General features: G+C 74.1%; 16 protein-coding genes. 9 read left to right on the top strand and 7 right to left on the bottom strand.

Annotated features, from left to right (window positions below; translation table 11 throughout):
• Positions 1-25: 25 nt before the first annotated feature.
• The 3 genes from AC5JJ1_RS24010 to AC5JJ1_RS24020 form a co-directional block, all read right to left on the bottom strand.
• Entirely contained in the window at positions 26-1,669 is a 1,644-nt protein-coding gene (locus AC5JJ1_RS24010) for a dihydroxyacetone kinase family protein (protein WP_495787634.1), read from the bottom strand.
• 14 nt (positions 1,670-1,683) lie between these two features.
• Positions 1,684-3,327 carry a pyruvate kinase gene (gene pyk, locus AC5JJ1_RS24015; RefSeq protein ID WP_495787635.1) on the bottom strand — a complete coding sequence of 548 codons (1,644 nt, stop codon included), beginning with the start codon at positions 3,325-3,327 and terminating at the stop codon, positions 1,684-1,686.
• Between the two features lie 67 nt (positions 3,328-3,394).
• A complete protein-coding gene (locus tag AC5JJ1_RS24020; protein WP_495787636.1) occupies positions 3,395-4,693 on the bottom strand; it encodes a glycerate kinase type-2 family protein in 1,299 nt (432 codons plus the stop codon).
• Positions 4,694-4,763: 70 nt separating this feature from the next.
• Here AC5JJ1_RS24020 and AC5JJ1_RS24025 point away from each other — a divergent pair, with 70 nt between their 5' ends.
• The 3 genes from AC5JJ1_RS24025 to AC5JJ1_RS24035 all read left to right on the top strand — a co-directional run bounded on the left by AC5JJ1_RS24025 (position 4,764) and on the right by AC5JJ1_RS24035 (position 8,356).
• Positions 4,764-5,072 (top strand): DUF1244 domain-containing protein, encoded by a 309-nt coding sequence (locus AC5JJ1_RS24025; protein WP_495787637.1) that lies wholly within the window; start codon positions 4,764-4,766, stop codon positions 5,070-5,072.
• A gap of 63 nt (positions 5,073-5,135) precedes the next feature.
• Positions 5,136-5,441, top strand: a complete 306-nt coding sequence (locus AC5JJ1_RS24030; protein ID WP_495787638.1) for a DUF2312 domain-containing protein — start codon at positions 5,136-5,138, stop codon at positions 5,439-5,441.
• A complete protein-coding gene (locus AC5JJ1_RS24035) occupies positions 5,438-8,356 on the top strand; it encodes a PAS domain-containing hybrid sensor histidine kinase/response regulator (protein ID WP_495787639.1) in 2,919 nt (972 codons plus the stop codon). The genes AC5JJ1_RS24030 and AC5JJ1_RS24035 overlap by 4 nt, the downstream gene beginning before the upstream one ends.
• Positions 8,357-8,359: 3 nt before the next feature.
• Here the strand turns inward: AC5JJ1_RS24035 and AC5JJ1_RS24040 are convergent, their stop codons facing one another.
• From AC5JJ1_RS24040 to AC5JJ1_RS24050, 3 genes are all read right to left on the bottom strand, one after another.
• Positions 8,360-8,482, bottom strand: coding sequence for a hypothetical protein (locus AC5JJ1_RS24040; protein ID WP_495787640.1), 123 nt, complete (start codon positions 8,480-8,482; stop codon positions 8,360-8,362).
• Positions 8,483-8,574: 92 nt separating this feature from the next.
• Positions 8,575-9,138, bottom strand: a complete 564-nt coding sequence (locus AC5JJ1_RS24045) for a tetratricopeptide repeat protein (protein WP_495787641.1) — start codon at positions 9,136-9,138, stop codon at positions 8,575-8,577.
• Positions 9,138-9,635: a transcriptional repressor gene (locus AC5JJ1_RS24050; protein WP_495787642.1), complete on the bottom strand. Its 498-nt coding sequence runs from the start codon at positions 9,633-9,635 to the stop codon at positions 9,138-9,140. Before AC5JJ1_RS24050 ends, AC5JJ1_RS24045 begins: the two co-directional genes overlap by 1 nt.
• A 39-nt stretch (positions 9,636-9,674) precedes the next feature.
• Between AC5JJ1_RS24050 and hisI the strand changes: the two genes are divergently transcribed.
• The 6 genes from hisI to AC5JJ1_RS24080 are packed head-to-tail and all read left to right on the top strand — an operon-like array spanning position 9,675 to position 14,258.
• Positions 9,675-10,094 carry a phosphoribosyl-AMP cyclohydrolase gene (gene hisI / locus AC5JJ1_RS24055; protein WP_495787643.1) on the top strand — a complete coding sequence of 140 codons (420 nt, stop codon included), beginning with the start codon at positions 9,675-9,677 and terminating at the stop codon, positions 10,092-10,094.
• Positions 10,091-11,170 (top strand): CobW family GTP-binding protein, encoded by a 1,080-nt coding sequence (locus AC5JJ1_RS24060; RefSeq protein ID WP_495787644.1) that lies wholly within the window; start codon positions 10,091-10,093, stop codon positions 11,168-11,170. The genes hisI and AC5JJ1_RS24060 overlap by 4 nt, the downstream gene beginning before the upstream one ends.
• The gene (locus AC5JJ1_RS24065) at positions 11,167-11,760 is read left to right on the top strand and encodes a GNAT family N-acetyltransferase (protein ID WP_495787645.1); all 594 of its coding nucleotides are present in this window, start codon (positions 11,167-11,169) and stop codon (positions 11,758-11,760) included. The genes AC5JJ1_RS24060 and AC5JJ1_RS24065 overlap by 4 nt, the downstream gene beginning before the upstream one ends.
• Positions 11,757-12,623, top strand: a complete 867-nt coding sequence (locus AC5JJ1_RS24070; protein WP_495787646.1) for a carbon-nitrogen hydrolase family protein — start codon at positions 11,757-11,759, stop codon at positions 12,621-12,623. The genes AC5JJ1_RS24065 and AC5JJ1_RS24070 overlap by 4 nt, the downstream gene beginning before the upstream one ends.
• Entirely contained in the window at positions 12,620-13,819 is a 1,200-nt protein-coding gene (lpxB, locus tag AC5JJ1_RS24075) for a lipid-A-disaccharide synthase (protein ID WP_495787647.1), read from the top strand. The genes AC5JJ1_RS24070 and lpxB overlap by 4 nt, the downstream gene beginning before the upstream one ends.
• Complete coding sequence (locus AC5JJ1_RS24080; protein WP_495787648.1) at positions 13,788-14,258, top strand: GNAT family N-acetyltransferase; 471 nt, start codon at positions 13,788-13,790, stop codon at positions 14,256-14,258. The genes lpxB and AC5JJ1_RS24080 overlap by 32 nt, the downstream gene beginning before the upstream one ends.
• Here the strand turns inward: AC5JJ1_RS24080 and AC5JJ1_RS24085 are convergent.
• Entirely contained in the window at positions 14,255-15,196 is a 942-nt protein-coding gene (locus tag AC5JJ1_RS24085) for a Gfo/Idh/MocA family protein (protein ID WP_495787649.1), read from the bottom strand. The genes AC5JJ1_RS24080 and AC5JJ1_RS24085 overlap by 4 nt on opposite strands.
• Positions 15,197-15,217 lie beyond the last annotated feature (21 nt).

The following is a 15,217-nucleotide window of genomic DNA, read 5'->3' on the forward strand; positions in this document are numbered from 1 at the left end:
GCGGCAGAGGGCGGGGCCAGCTCGGTCAGACCGCCCCGGCCAGGGCCCGCATCCAAACGGCCACCGCCACCGCTCCGGCATCCGGCACGCCAATCGCCCGCGCACCGAGATAGCTCGCCCGGCCGAGGCGCGGCGTCATCGCCGCCGTCGCCGCCGCGCCCTGCTCCGCCGCCTCGGCGGCCGCGGCGAGGCCGCCGCTCGCCAAGGCCTCCGCCGCCGGCGCCAGCGCGTCCAGCATCGTCCGGTCGCCCGGCCTGGCGCCGCCCAGCTCGGCGATGGCCGCGATGCCGGCGCGGAAGGCGGCCGGCCATTCGCCGCCCTGCTGCATCTCGCGCGACGCCCGGAGCAGGCCGGTGGCGTAGAAGGGCCCGGAGCTGCCGCCGAGTGCGCGCCGCAGCGCCTCGCCCAGGGCAGCGAGCGCCGTTGGCGGGTCGGCCCAGGCGCCCTCCGGCAGGGCCCGGATCGCCGCCGCGCCGCGCACCATGCTGAGTCCGAGATCGCCATCGCCAGCCGCCGAGTCCAGCTCGGTCAGCCTCGCCTCCGCCGCCTCCAGCGCCGCCGCCACGGCCAGCCCCGCGGCCTTCAGCCGAGGCGTCAGCGGCCCCGGCGTTCCGGCCGGCGCCGGCGCGGCAGGCGGCGCCGCGAGCACGACCCTCGGCGCGATCCGTCCCGGCCCCGCCCAGGCCGGCGCCTCGCCGGGCGCATCGAGCAGGGCGAGCCGCGCATCGTCGAGCCTCAAAAGAGAAAGCGAGCAGCCCGGCATCTCGAGCGCGGTCAGGAAATTGCCGGCCCAGGCCCGCTCCACCACCAGCCCGCGCTCGCGCAGCAGCGCGACGGCGCGGCGGGCGACGATCGACAGCTCCATCGGCGGCGTGCCGCCCAACCCGTTGACCAGCAGCGCCACCCGCGCCCCGGCACCGAGGCTACGGTCCTTGAGGATCGTCCCCAGCATGCGCTTGACCAGCGCATCGGCCGGCGCCATCGCCCCGCGCTCGACGCCCTGCTCGCCATGGATGCCAAGGCCGAGCTCGATCTCGTCCTCGCCGAGGGTGAAGCCCGGCTTCCCCGCCGCCGGCACGGTGCAGGCGCCGAGGGCAACGCCCATGCTGCCAAGCTCCGCCGCCGCCGCGCGGGCGATGGCCGCGACCTCCGCCACCCCCTGCCCTGCCGCCGCCGCGGCGCCGGCCAGCTTGTGGATCAGCACAGTGCCTGCAATGCCGCGCTGGCGCTCGGGTGCCACAGTCTCGCGCAGCGCCACGTCATCGGCGACGACGACGACCTCGCAGGGGATGCCCTCCGCCCGCGCCAGCTCGGCGGCGAGGCCGAAATTCAGCCGGTCGCCGGTGTAGTTCTTGAGGATGAGCACCGCCCCGGTGGGGCCGGCCGCGGCGCGGATCCCGGCCAGCACGGCATCGACGCTCGGCGAGGTGAAGACATCACCCGCGATCGCGCCCGCCAGCAGCCCCGGCCCGACATAGCCCGCATGCGCCGGCTCATGCCCCGCCCCACCGCCCGACAGCACCGCGACCGGCCGGGCCCCGGGCGGCGGCAGGTCGGCGCGGACCACCACCTCCTCGCCCTCCAGCAGGGCGAGGCCGGGATGCAGGTCGCAAAGGCCCTCGAGCATCTCCCGCACCACCCGGCGCGGGTCGTTGACCAGCTTCTTCATGCCCGAACCCTCCCCTACTTCACGGATGCCACCCGCAACGCATTGGTTGTGCCCGGCGTGCCGAAGGGGACGCCGGCCGTCACCACCACCTCCTGCCCCGACGCGGCGAAACCCTCCGCCTGGGCCGAGCGCAGCGCCTTCGCCACCATGTCGCCCATCGAGTTCGGCTCTTGCGAGACCAGCGGATGCACGCCCCAGACGACGGCCAGCCGCCGCGCGCTCTCCATGCTGGCGGTGAGGCCAAGGATCGGGCAGTCCGGCCGCTCGCGGGCCACGCGCAGCGTCGTCGAGCCGGTGGAGGTGAAGGTCGCGATCACCTGCGCCTTGATCGTATGCGCCACCTGGCGGGCCGCGGCGGCGATGGCGCCGGCGCTGTTCGGCTCCGGCTCCGGGCGGGAGTTGTCGGTGAGCGAGCGCCAGTCCGGGTCCTGCTCCACCCGGGCCACGATGCGGTCCATCATGTTGACCGCCTCGAAGGGATACTGCCCCGCCGCCGTCTCGGCCGAGAGCATCACCGCATCCGCCCCGTCGAAAACCGCCGTCGCCACGTCCGAGGCCTCGGCCCGGGTCGGCGCCGGGGCCGAGATCATGCTTTCCAGCATCTGCGTGGCGACGACCACCGGCCGGCCCAGGGCACGGGCCGCGCGGACGATGCGCTTCTGCACCAGCGGCACCTCCTCGGGCGGCAGCTCGACTCCGAGGTCGCCGCGCGCCACCATCACGCAATCGGCCAGCGCGATGATGGCATTGAGGTTCTCGACCGCCTGCGGCTTCTCCATCTTGACCATGACGAGGGCGCGGCCCCCGCAGATCGCCTTGGTCTCCGCCACATCCTCCGGCCGCTGGACGAAGCTGAGGCCGATATACTCGACCCCCTGCTCGAGCACGAAGGCCAGGTCCTCCCGGTCCTTCTCCGTCAGCGCCGGGATCGGCAGCGCCACGTCGGGGACGTTGACGCCCTTGCGGTCGGAGAGCGGGCCGCCGACCACGATCTCCGTCTCCAGATGGTCCTCCCGCACCCGGGTCACGCGCAGCCGCAGCTTGCCGTCATCGAGGAGCAGGGAGGTGCCGATCTGCGCCGCCTTGATGATCTCGGGATGCGGCAGCTGCACCCGCCGCACATCGCCCGGATTGGGGCTGAGGTCGAGACGGAAGGGCTGGCCCGTCTGCAGCTGCACCCGCCCGCCCTGGAAGCGCCCGACCCGGAGCTTCGGCCCCTGCACATCGGCGAGGATACCGATCGGCCGCCCGACCTTCCGCTCCAGCGCCCGGATGATGGCGATGCGCTCGGCATGGTCGGCATGCGAGCCGTGGGAGAAGTTCAGCCGGAACACATCTGCCCCTGCCCGGTAGAGCCGCTCGATCACCTCCGGGCTGCTGCTCGCCGGGCCCAGGGTCGCGACGATCTTGGTGCGGCGGCGGCGGCGCAGCGGGATGCGGGTGGCCATGCGGGGCGTGTTCCCTTCGGGCGGGGTTTTGTGGAGGTCCGGCCGCAGCCGGTAGGGCGGCAGGTCCAGGACGCGGGAAAGCTCCGCCACCCGGTCGGCGGGGACGCGCTGCCATTGCGAGACGGCGGCGGGAGAGATGCCGAGGGCGGCCGCGATACGGGTGACGGTGCCGCGTCGGGCCAGGAGATCATCCAGTTCGGGATCGCGCATGGCGCCAACTTAGGAATGTTAAGGCAACCCGCCTAGCACCCAAGATAGCTTAAATTTTAAGACGAGATTAAGTTACAAGCACGGCACGGACGTCATTCACATTGGTCAAGGTCGGCCCGGTGACGACGAGGTCGCCGAGCGCGGCGAAGAGGCCGTAGCTGTCATGCGAGGCCAGCATCGCCCGCGGGTCGAGCCCCGCCGCCCGCGCCCGCGCCAGCGTATTGGGCGCGGCAACCGCCCCCGCGGCATCCGACTTGCCGTCGATGCCGTCGGTATCCGCCATCAGCGCCCAGATGCCGGCATGCCCCTCCAGCGCCAGCGCCAAGCCGAGCAGCCCCTCCATGCTCCGCCCGCCCCGGCCCTCGGCACCCAGCGGCAGGGTCACCGTCGTCTCCCCGCCCGACAGGATCAGAGCCGGCCGCCCGACCGGCAGCCCATGCGCCGCGCTGCTGCGGGCGATGCCGGCCAGCACCCTGCCGAGCTGGGCCGCTTCCCCCTCCAGCGCATCGCCGAGAATGAGCGGGACGAGGCCCATCGTCTCCGCCTCCCGCGCCATGGCCCGGAGCGCCATCAGGGGCGTAGCGACCATCCGGAGATCGGCGCCCGCGAGGCGCGGGTCGCCCGGCTTCGGGCTTTCCTCCCGCGCCTCCGCGAGGTGCCGCGTCACCGCCGGCGGCAGCTGCATCCCGTAATGCGCAACCAGCGCCCGCGCCTCGGCGAAGGTCGTGGGGTCCGGCACGGTCGGGCCGGAGGCGATCACCGCCGGGTCGTCCCCCGGCACGTCGGAGATGGCAAGCGTCACCACACGGGCCGGATGCGCCGCCACCACCACCCGCCCGCCGGAGAAGGCCGAGAGGTGCTTGCGGATGCAGTTCATCTCCCCGATCGGCGCGCCGGAGCGCAGCAGCTCCCGGTTCACCGCCATCAGCTCGTCGAGGGAGAGCCCCGCCGCCGGCAGGGTCGAGAGCGAGGAGCCGCCGCCCGAGACCAGGAACAGCACCAGGTCATCGGCCGAGAGCTCGCGCAGCAGCCCGAGCATCTCCGCCGCCGCCGCGGCGCCTGCCGCATCCGGGACGGGATGGCTGCCGAAGCGCACCGCGATTCGCCGCCCGGCCGGCGGGTCCGGCACGTCGGCGCCATGCGTCGTGATGACGAGGCCGGAGAGCGGCCGCCCGGCCCATGCCCGCTCCACCGCCAGCGCCATCTTCGCCGCCGCCTTGCCGACGCCGATGACGATGCAGCGGCCGCGGGGCGCCTCCGGCAGATGCGCCGGCAGCGCCGTCAGCGGGTCGGCCGCCGCCAGCGCCGCCTGGAAGACCCGGTGCAGCGCCGCCCGCGCCCCCGCATCGTCGAAGCCAACCGCCATGCCCCCGCCCCTCCCCTTTGCCTGGAGGCGAGTATGGACCATCTAGCCAGTGACGAAGAGGGAGAGCCCCATGCCCGATATCGACCCCGCCACCCGCACCGAGCTCGAGGCCGCCGCTTTCCGGCGCCTGGTCGAGCACCTGCGCGAGCGGACCGACGTGCAGAACATCGACATGATGAACCTGGCCGGCTTCTGCCGGAACTGCCTCAGCAAGTGGTACCGCGCCGCCGCCGAGGAGAAGGGCATCCCGCTCGCCGACCCGGAGGCACGGGAGATCATCTACGGCATGCCCTACAAGGAGTGGCAGGCGAAGCACCAGACCGAGGCGACCGCGGCACAGAAGGCGCAGTTCGCCGCCTCCAACCCCGGCCACGGTTGATCGTCGTTGCTGCCCGGCTCCGGGCGCGGTAGGAGCGCCGCCCGCCCTGGAGCTAGGCAGCAGATGAGCGACATCGATTTCGAGGACGAAGCCCGCGCCAGCCGCGCCCGCCAGGCCGCCGACCCGGACCCCGAGGTGGGCGGCATCGCCGTCGACCGGCTGCGCTCCATCATCGAGCGGATCGAGCGGCTGGAGGAGGAGCGCAAGGCCCTCGCCAACGACATCAAGGACATCTACGGCGAGGCCAAGTCGGCCGGCTTCGACGTGAAGGTGGTCCGCCAGCTCATCTCGCTCCGCAAGAAGGAGCCGGCCGAGGTGGAGGAGCAGGAGACCCTGCTCGACCTCTACAAGCGCGCCCTCGGCATGTGATCGCCCGCGACCTTGCCGCCGGGCCGGGGCGGACCGAGACTGCGGTTATCGACCCGGCACGAGAGACCCCGCCGATCCACCACGGCCGCGACATGACGGCGCCTGCCCCGCCCGCCTTCCTCGCCGGGGGCGGCCGCATGGGCGCCCTGATGCGCGGCCTCGATTGCTCCGCCTCCCCGCTCGGTTCGCCGGAGGGCTGGCCCGCCTCGCTGAGGACCGTGGTCGGGCTGATGCTCGCCTCGCGCTTCCCGATGTTCGTCGCCTGGGGGCCCGAGCTGAGCTTCCTGTACAATGACGGCTACGCGCCGATCCTCGGCGCCAAGCATCCGGACGCCATGGGCCGGCCCTTCCGCGAGGTCTGGGCCGAGATCTGGCCCGACATCGCCCCGCTGATCGACCGGGCGCTGGCCGGGGAGGCCACCTGGGCCGAGAACATGCACCTGGTGATGGAGCGGCACGGCTATCCGGAGGAGACCTGGTACACCTTCTCCTACAGCCCCGTCCGCGACGAGGCAGGCGCCATCGCGGGGATGTTCTGCGCCTGCACAGAGACCACCGGCCAGGTCCTCGCCGACCGCCAGCGCGCCGCGGCCGAGGCGGCGCTGCGGGAGAGCGAGACCCGCTTCCGCACCATGGCCGACCATGCGCCGGTGATGATCTGGACCACCGACCCGGACGGCCGCTGCACCTATCTCAACCGCCGCTGGTACGAGTTCACCGGCCAGGCCCCCGGCGCCGGCGAAGGCTTCGGCTGGCTCGACGCCATGCTGCCGGAGGACCGGCCGCGGGCGGAGGCCGGCTTCCGCAGCGCCAATGCCGCGCGGGCACTCTTCCAGGCCGATTACCGCCTGCGCCGCGCCGATGGCAGCCTCGCCTTCGTGCTCGACACCGCCGCGCCCCGCTTCAGCGAGGGGGGCGAGTATCTCGGCTATATAGGCTCGGTCATCGACATCTCCGACCGGCAGGAGGCCGCCGCCGCGGTGGCGGAAAGCGAGTCGCGCTTCCGCGCCCTGGTCGAAGCCTCCGCCCAGATCGTCTGGACCACCGATGCGAAAGGCGCGGTCCGGGCCGACTCGCCCTCCTGGCGCGCCTTCACCGGCCAGAGCGTGGAGGACTGGCTCGATTTCGGCTGGCTCAACGTCGTCCATCCCGAGGACCGCCCCCGCGCCGAGGCCCAATGGCGGGAGAGCGTCGCCAGCCGCCGCCCCTATGAGATCGAATACCGCCTCCGCCACCGCGAGGATGGCTGGCGCTGGACCCACGCCCGCGGCGTGCCCCTGCTCGATGCCGAGGGACGGCTGCAATCCTGGGTCGGCATGAACACCGACATCGAGGAGCAGCGCCAGGCCGCGGCGGCGCTGCGCGCCCTCAATGCCGAGCTCGGGGTCCGCGTCGCCGAGCGGACGCGGGAGCGCGACCGGATGTGGCGCCTGTCCCAGGACCTGATGCTGGTCGCCGGCTTCGACGGCACGATCACCGCCGTCAACCCGGCCTGGGAAAGGCTGCTCGGCCATGACACGGCGGCGCTCCCCGGCACCCGCTTCCTCGACCTCGTCCATCCCGAGGACCAGGCGGCGACGATCGGCGAGATGGGCCGCCTGGCCGATGGCTTCGCCACCCTCCGCTTCGAGAACCGCTACCGCCATACGGATGGCCGCTGGCGCTGGATTTCCTGGACCGCCGCGCCGGCCGAAGGGCGGGTCCACGCCGTCGGCCGCGACGTCACCGCCGAGAAGGAAGCCGCCGCGGCGCTCCGCACCGCCGAGGAGCAGCTGCGCCAGGCGCAGAAGATGGAGGCGGTGGGCCAGCTCACCGGCGGCATCGCGCATGATTTCAACAACCTGCTGACCGGCATCATCGGCTCCCTCGCCCTGCTGAAGAAGCGGGTCGCCGAGGGCCGCGCCGCCGAGACCGCGCGCTATGTGGCGGCCGCGACCGAATCGGCCGAACGGGCGGCGGCGCTGACCCAGCGGCTGCTCGCTTTCGCCCGCCGCCAGCCGCTCGACCCGCGCGTGGTCGATGTCTCCGGCCTCATCCGCTCGATGGAGGAGCTGCTGCGGCGCACGCTGGGGGAGGCGATCACGCTGTCGATCGAAATCACGCCCGGCCTGCCGGCGACGCTCTGCGACCCGAACCAGCTCGAGAACGCCATCCTCAACCTGGTCATCAACGCCCGCGACGCCATGCCGGGCGGCGGCCGCCTCGGCATCGCCGCGGCGCCGGAGCGGCTTGCCGCGGGCGAGGAGGCGCCGCCGGGCGAGTATGTCGCCATCATCGTCAGCGATACCGGCACTGGCATGCCGCCCGCGGTGGCGGCGCGGGCCTTCGACCCCTTCTTCACCACCAAACCGACCGGCCAGGGCACCGGGCTCGGCCTGTCGATGATCTACGGCTTCGCCCGGCAATCGGGCGGCGCGGTCACCATCCGCACCGCGCCGGGCCAGGGCACGGCGGTACGGCTCTGCCTGCCGCGCCATGCCGGCGCCGCCGGCACCCGGCACCCTCCCGGCCCGCTGCCCGGCCTTGCCGACGCCCCGGCGGCCCGCCCCGGCGAGACCGTGCTGGTGGTGGAGGACGAGACGGTGGTGCGCAGCGTGCTGGTCGAGGTGCTGCACGACCTCGGCTATCGCGCGCTGGAGGCGGTGGACGGGCGCGAGGCCCTCGCCATGCTGCGCGGCGACGTCCAGCTCGACCTGCTGGTCACCGATGTCGGCCTTCCGGGCGGGATGAACGGCCGGCAACTCGCCGATCTGGCCCGGCGACAGCGGCCTGGGCTGAAGGTGCTCTTCGTGACCGGCTATGCCGATGCCGCCGGTCTCTCCGGCGAGGTCCTGGAGGCGGACATGGCGCTGATGGCCAAGCCCTTCGAGGCGGGCAGCCTCGCCCGCCGCATCCGCGCCCTCATCGAGGGCTGAGGCTCAGCGGAACTGCGTCAGCGCCGCCGCGGCGGCCACCAGGCCGAAAGCCCAGGGCAACATGGAGATCAGCTCATTCATCGTCGGTCTTCCTCGGCCCGCATGCCCGGTATCGCGGGCACTCAAGATTGCATTCCTGCAATCTACAGTCCGGAAGGATGACGTTCCACTCATCGAACCGCCTTGCTGCCATGCAGCATCGGAATGGCCGTTCACGCTTACGTGGCCTCGCCCTCGGCCTTCCGACGCTGCTCGCGCAGCCGCGCCGCGCCCCCCGGCATTTGCGGGTTGATGGCGAGCGCGGCCGCGAGGCTGCGCAGCGCGCCCTTCGGGTCCCCCGCCTGGTCCTGGATGGCGGCGAGCGCCGCCAGCGCCGGCCAATGCCGCGGCTCCAGCCGCAGCACCTCCTGCAGGTCGCGCGCCGCCGCGGCGCCGTCGCCGGCCGCGAGATAGGCCTGGGCGCGGAGGAACCAGGCCTCGGCGAAATCGGGCGCGAGCGTGATGGCGGCATCGCAATCCTCGAGCGCCTCATTCGGCAGCCTGGCCTCGAGGTTGCGGGCGCCGCGGCGCAGCAGCAGCACGACCGAGGGGCTGGCGACCTGGGACCAGAGCGCCCGAATCCGCGCCTCGACCAGCGCCGCCCCCGCCTCGTCGGGCGCCGTCCGCAGCGCCTCGAAGGCCCGGTCGAGCTCCGCCTTGCGCGCCTCCGGGCCGGGCCGGGGCGCCGCCTGGGCAAGGGCCGCGCCGGGCGACAGCAGGGCGAGCAGCAGGCGCCGCCGCATCAACGGGCCGCGTCCCGGCAGGTGGCGCAGATCCCCTCCGCCTCTACCGTGCTGCGCGCCAGGGCGAAGCCGGCGGCGGCCGCGGCGCGGCTGAGGGCGAGCGCCACGCCCGGGTCGCTGATCTCGGTCGTGCCGCCGCAGCGGGCGCAGATCAGGAACTGGTGCGGATGGTCATGCGCCGTGCCGCAATCGCAATCCGCCGGATGCTCCTCCACCTCGGCGCAGCCGACGAAGGCGCCGAGCCGCTCCACCTTGTGGATCAGCCCCTGCTCCACGAGGAAGTCGAGGGCCCGGTAGACGGTCGGCGGGGCGGCGCCGGCGCGGCTCGCCCGCAGCCGGTCGAGCAGCGCATAGGCGCCGACCGGCTGGCCGCTCTCCAGCACCAGGCGCAGCACCTGCCGGCGCAGCTCGGTCAGCTGCGCCCCGCGCCGGGCGCAGACGGAGGCGGCACGGTCGAGGCTCGCCTGCAGGGTGTCAGGCATGGGGGCGTCGGGCATGGGCTCCTCCATCCGGGCATCCTGCCCTTATATAGGGGCATGAGCAGCCCCCCGAAGAGCCCCGAGCCGGAAGCCGGCCTCCCCTTGCTGGAGTCCATCCGCTTCGACCTGCGCGGCCTCGTCCCCGCCATCGCCCAGCAGCACGACACCGGCGAGGTGCTGATGCTCGCCTGGATGAACCGCGCGGCCGTCGAGGAGACGCTGGCGACGGGCCGGGCCTGCTACTTCTCCCGCTCGCGCAACGCGCTCTGGCGGAAGGGCGAGACTTCCGGCCAGGTGCAGCGACTGGTCGATATCCGCCTCGACTGCGACGGCGATGCGCTGCTGCTGCTGGTCGACCAGACCGGCGTCGCCTGCCACACCGGGCGGCGGAGCTGCTTTTACCTCGCACCGCGCGACGGCGTGCTGGCGGAGCTGACTCGGCCCGAGGTCGCGCCCGAGGCGCTGTACGGCGCATGAGCGCGTCCGATCGGCAGAGCGCCAGCGAGGCCGTGAATCGGGCGCGCCGACAGCCTATCCCGGTCACGCTCCTCACCGGCTTCCTCGGCGCCGGCAAGACGACGCTGCTCAACCGCCTGCTCCGCGACCCGGCGCTCGCCGAGACCGCCGTGCTGGTCAACGAGTTCGGCGAGATCGGCCTCGACCACCTGCTGGTCGAGCGGCTCGACGGCGATGCGGTGCTGCTCAATGCCGGCTGCCTCTGCTGCACCGTGCGCGGCGACCTGGTGCGGGCGCTGCGCGACCTCGCTGGGCGGGTCGAGGGCGGCCAGGCGGTGCGGCGGGTGGTGATCGAGACCACCGGCCTCGCCGACCCGGCGCCCATCCTGCAGACGCTGATGGCCGAGCCGCTGCTGCTCGCCCGCTTCCGGCTCGATGGCGTCGTCACGCTGGTCGATGCGGTCGCCGGCATGGCGACGCTCGATGCGCAGGCGGAGGCGGTGAAGCAGGCCGCCGTCGCCGACCGGCTGGTGCTCAGCAAGACCGACCTCGCCGCGCCGGCGGCGGTGGCGGCGCTGGAGGCGCGGCTGCGCGCCCTCAACCCCGGCGCGCCGCTGCTGCGGGCCGATGCGCCGGCGGCCGCCCTCCTCGACTGCGGCCTCTACGACGCGGCGGGCAAGCACCCGGACGTGCGGCGCTGGCTGGATGCCGAGGCCTTCGCTGGGCATCACCACCACCACCATCACCATGACGTCAGCCGGCACGATGCGCGCATCCACAGCTTCTGCCTCACCTTCGACGAGCCCTTGCCCTGGGACGGGCTCGCCACCTGGCTCGAGGTGCTGACCATGACGCGGGGCGAGAGCGTGCTGCGCATCAAGGGCATCCTGCACATCGAGGGCGAGGCGCGCCCCATCGCCATCCACGGCGTGCAGGGCCTGTTCCACCCGCCGGCGATGCTGGAGCGCTGGCCCGAGGGCGAGGACCGGCGCTCGCGCCTCGTCTTCATCCTCCGCGACCTCGACCGGGCGGTGGTGGAGAACGGGCTCCGCGCCTTCGCCGAGAGCGCCCGGCAGCAGCGCGAGATCAGCGGATGAGCGCGGTGCGGCTCGAGACCCTGGCCGACGAGGCGCGGCAGGCGGCGCTGCCGGCGCTGGCGCGGCTGCGCATCGCGGTCTTCGCCGAATGGCCCTACCTCTATGACGGCGACTCCAGGCAGGAGCAGGAATATCTGGAGACGCTCCTCGCCGGCCGGGATGCCGCCATCATCGTCGCCTGGGACGGGGCGGAGCCGGTCGGCATGGCGACCTGCCAGCCCATGGCGGAGGCGCATGCGCCGGTGCAGGCGGCCTTCCGCCGGCGCGGGCTCGACCCGGGGCGGGTCTGCTATTTCGGCGAGAGCGTGCTGCTCCCGGCCTGGCGCGGCCAGGGGATCGGCGTTGGCTTCTTCGAGCGCCGCGAGGCGGAGGCGCGGCGGCTCGGCCTCGGCGCGGCCGCCTTCTGCGCCGTGGTGCGCAATGCCCGCGACCCGCGGCGGCCGCCCGACTACGTCCCGCTCGACGGGTTCTGGCGCCGGCGCGGCTATGCGCCCCGGCTCGACCTGTCCTGCGTTTTCCATTGGCGGGAGCATGGCGATGCGGCGGAGACGCCGCATGCGCTCGGCTTTTGGATGAAGGACCCGCTGTGACGGCGCTCCGGCTCGGCGCCTTCGCCTGGCCCGTGGGGCGGCCGGCGGGGATCGATGGCTATGCGGCGCGGCTCGACCGCTTCGTCGCCGAGGCGGCGGGGCAGGCCGAGCTGCTGCTGATGCCGGAATACGCGCCGATGGAGATCGTCGGCGGGCTCGCGGATGCGGCCGAGGAGCTCCGCGCCATGGTCGCGCTGGCGCCTGCGGTGGTGGAGGCGATGCGCGGCGTGGCGCGCCGGCACGGCGTCTGGCTGGTGCCGGGCAGCCTGCCGATGGAGGTCGGCGGGCGGGTGGTGAACCGGGCGCCGCTGATCGCGCCGGACGGGCGCCTCGCCTTCCAGGACAAGCGGGTGATGACGCGCTTCGAGGCGGAGAGCTGGGGCGTCTCGGCCGGGGCGGGGCCCTCGGTCTTCCCGACGCCCTGGGGGCTGGTCGGCCTCTCCGTCTGCTATGATGCCGAGTTCCCGAAGCATGTGCGGGCGCAGGTGGAGGCAGGGGCCTGGCTGGTGCTGGTCCCGGCCTGCACCGACAGCGTCCATGGCTTCAACCGGGTGCGCCTCTCCGCCCAGGCGCGGGCGCTGGAGAACCAGTGCTTCGTCGCGGTCGCGCCGACCGTGGGGCTGGCGCCCTGGTCGGCCGCGCTCGACGTCAACCATGGTGCGGCCTCCGTCCATGGGCCGGTCGACCGCGGCTTTCCGGAGGATGGGGTGATGGCGGCGGGCGCGATGGATGCGCCGGGATGGGTGTTCAGCAGCCTCGACCCCGGCAGGATCGAGCGGGTGCGGCGGGAGGGGGCGGTGCTGAACCACCGGGACTGGCCGAAGGGGCCGGTCGAGGCTCCGGCGCTCGCGGTCTTCGCATGACGCTGATCTACGTGGCGGCCGGCGAGGCCTCGGGCGACATCCTCGGGGCACGGTTGATCGCGGCCCTGCGGCGGCGGCGGCCCGACCTCCAATTCGCCGGCATCGGCGGCGAGCGGATGGCGGAGGCGGGCGTCCGGAGCCTCTTCCCCATGGGCGAGCTCTCGCTCATGGGGCTGCTCGAGGTGCTGCCCAACCTCCGCCGCCTCGCCCGGCGCATGGCCGAGGCGGAGGCGGATGTGCTGGCGCGGCGCCCGGCCCTCTTCCTCTCCATCGACGCGCCGAGCTTCACCCTCCGCCTCGGCAGCCGGGTGAAGGCGCAGGGCGTGCCGGTGCTGCACTACGTCGCGCCGCAGGTCTGGGCCTGGCGGCCGGGCCGGGTGCGGCGCATCGCCGAGACGGTGGACCGCATCCTGGCCCTTCTCCCCTTCGAGCCCCCCTTCTTCGAGGCGGCGGGCATCCCGGTCAGCTTCGTCGGGCATCCGGTGCTGGAGAGCGGCGCCGACCGGGGCGATCCGGCAGGCTTCCGGGCGGCGCATGGCATCGCCGCCGGGGAGCGGGTGGTGGTGGTGATGCCGGGCAGCCGGCGCTCCGAGGTGCGGCGGTTGCTCGGCATCTTCGGCGAGGCGCTGCGCCTGGCGGGGGAGGCGGTGCCCGGGCTGCGGCCGGTGGTGGCGCTGGCCGGGCCGGTCGAGGAGGCGGTGCGCGAGGGCTGCGCGGGATGGGCGGCGCGGCCGGTGCTGGTCCGCCGGGCCGCGGAGAAATACGACGCCTTCGCCGCGGCCGAGGCAGGGCTGATCAAGTCGGGCACCTCGAGCCTCGAGGCGGCGGTCGCCGGCATGCCGCATGTCGTGGGCTACCGGGTCAATCCGCTGACGGCCGCGATCGCGCGGCGGCTCATCAAGGTGCCGCACGCCTCGCTGGTGAACCTGCTGGTGGAGCGGGAGGTGGTGCCGGAATTCATCCAGGAGCGCTGCACCCCGCCGCTGCTGGCCAGGGGGCTGACGCAGCTGCTGCGGGAGCCGGCGGCGGTGGCGGCGCAGCGGGCGGGTTTCGCCGAGGCGCTCGGGCGGCTCAGGCCGCCGGAAGGGGTGCCGAGCGAGGCGGCGGCCACGGCGGTGCTGGCGATGCTCGGCGCGCGTCGGGACGAGGGCGGAGAGGCGGGCAATGGCGGCGGCGCGGCGGGCCCGGGCGGATGACCTCGCCGGGCTGCTCGCCCTCTACCGCGCCTCGGAGGTGAGCGCCGCGGCGGAGGGCGCGCGGGCGGCGGCGGTCTGGCGGGAGATGCTCGGCTGGCCGGGGCTCGCGCTGCTCGTCTCCGAGGTCGAGGGGCAGGTCGTGGCCAGCTGCATGCTGGTGACCGCCCCCAACCTGCTGCGTGGGGGCCGGGGGCATGGCTTCCTCGAGAATGTCGTCACCCATCCCGCCTGGCGCGGGCGGGGGCATGGCGGGGCGGTGGTGCGGGCGGCCCTGGCCGAGGCCTGGGCGATGGGGTGCCACCAGGTGCTGATGCAGAGCGGCCGGGCGGACCCGGCCGTGCACCACTTCTACGAGGGCTGCGGCTTCCTCCCCGGCCTGCGCACCGGCTATGTGGCGCGCCGGCCGGCCGAGGGCCAGGGCGAACCCGGACCGCTTTAGGCAGCCTGGCGGCCGGCGATGGCGGCTTCGACGCGGAGCGCGGCATCGAGCGCGGCGAGGCCGACCTCGCCGCTCGCCTCCACCGGGGCACCGGCCTCGATGCTGGCGAGGAAGGCCGCCTGCTCGGCCTCCAGGCTGTCATGCTCGGTCCAGGTGGCGCGGGTGATGCCCCAGCCGGGCATGGTCCCGACTCGCTCCGTGCCGCCGGGATGCAGGCGCTCCAGGCTCCGGGCGAGGAAGTCGATGCGGGTCTCGCCCTGTCCGCCAAGGATGCGGAGCCGCCGCTCCATCCCAACGCTGACCCGGCTGGCGGTGACGGTGGCCCGCGCCCCGCCCTCGAAGCGGAGATGGGCGACGGCGAAATCCGGGTGGTCCGACATGATGCGGCGGCCGGTCGCCCGGACCTCGGCCAGGGGCGAGCCGGCGAGGCTCAGCACCAAGTCGAGGTCATGGATCATCAGGTCCAGCACCACCGAGACGTCGAGGCTGCGCGGGCGGAAGGGCGCCACGCGCGTCGCCTCGAAGCTCAGCGCGCCGGCCTCGGCGCCGCTGGCGCGCAGCGTCCGGATGGCGGCCGAGTAGCGCTCGATATGCCCGACCTGCAGCACCAGGCCGGCGGCGCGGGCGGCGGCGAGGATCTCCCGCCCCTGCTCCAGCGTGGCGGCGAGCGGCTTCTCGACGAGGAGGTGCCGGCCGGCGGCGATGGCCTGCATCGCCAGCGCGTGGTGATGCGCGGTCGGCACGGCGATGACGACGGCGTCGCAGGCGGCGAGCAGCGCCGCGGGGCCTAGGGCCGGCGCGCCGGTCTCGGCCGCGACCTCCGCGGCGCGGGCGGGATCGGCGTCGAAGAGGCCGCCGAGCAACCCGCGGCCGGCGAGCTTCAGCGCGTGGAAGCGGCCGAAATGGCCGGCGCCGAGGACGCCGATGCGGAGGGGCATGGTCTGATCACCGAGGCCAGG

Source organism: Belnapia sp., from assembly GCF_059504005.1.

Bases quoted from the DNA above. Each gene is read 5' to 3' on its own strand.
- AC5JJ1_RS24010 (WP_495787634.1), bottom strand. From the start codon at position 1,669: ATGAAGAAGCTGGTCAACGACCCGCGCCGGGTGGTGCGGGAGATGCTC.
- pyk (WP_495787635.1), bottom strand. From the start codon at position 3,327: ATGCGCGATCCCGAACTGGATGATCTCCTGGCCCGACGCGGCACCGTC.
- AC5JJ1_RS24020 (WP_495787636.1), bottom strand. From the start codon at position 4,693: ATGGCGGTTGGCTTCGACGATGCGGGGGCGCGGGCGGCGCTGCACCGG.
- AC5JJ1_RS24025 (WP_495787637.1), top strand. From the start codon at position 4,764: ATGCCCGATATCGACCCCGCCACCCGCACCGAGCTCGAGGCCGCCGCT.
- AC5JJ1_RS24030 (WP_495787638.1), top strand. From the start codon at position 5,136: ATGAGCGACATCGATTTCGAGGACGAAGCCCGCGCCAGCCGCGCCCGC.
- AC5JJ1_RS24045 (WP_495787641.1), bottom strand. From the start codon at position 9,138: ATGCGGCGGCGCCTGCTGCTCGCCCTGCTGTCGCCCGGCGCGGCCCTT.
- AC5JJ1_RS24050 (WP_495787642.1), bottom strand. From the start codon at position 9,635: ATGCCCGACGCCCCCATGCCTGACACCCTGCAGGCGAGCCTCGACCGT.
- hisI (WP_495787643.1), top strand. From the start codon at position 9,675: ATGAGCAGCCCCCCGAAGAGCCCCGAGCCGGAAGCCGGCCTCCCCTTG.
- AC5JJ1_RS24060 (WP_495787644.1), top strand. From the start codon at position 10,091: ATGAGCGCGTCCGATCGGCAGAGCGCCAGCGAGGCCGTGAATCGGGCG.
- AC5JJ1_RS24065 (WP_495787645.1), top strand. From the start codon at position 11,167: ATGAGCGCGGTGCGGCTCGAGACCCTGGCCGACGAGGCGCGGCAGGCG.
- lpxB (WP_495787647.1), top strand. From the start codon at position 12,620: ATGACGCTGATCTACGTGGCGGCCGGCGAGGCCTCGGGCGACATCCTC.
- AC5JJ1_RS24080 (WP_495787648.1), top strand. From the start codon at position 13,788: ATGGCGGCGGCGCGGCGGGCCCGGGCGGATGACCTCGCCGGGCTGCTC.
- AC5JJ1_RS24085 (WP_495787649.1), bottom strand. From the start codon at position 15,196: ATGCCCCTCCGCATCGGCGTCCTCGGCGCCGGCCATTTCGGCCGCTTC.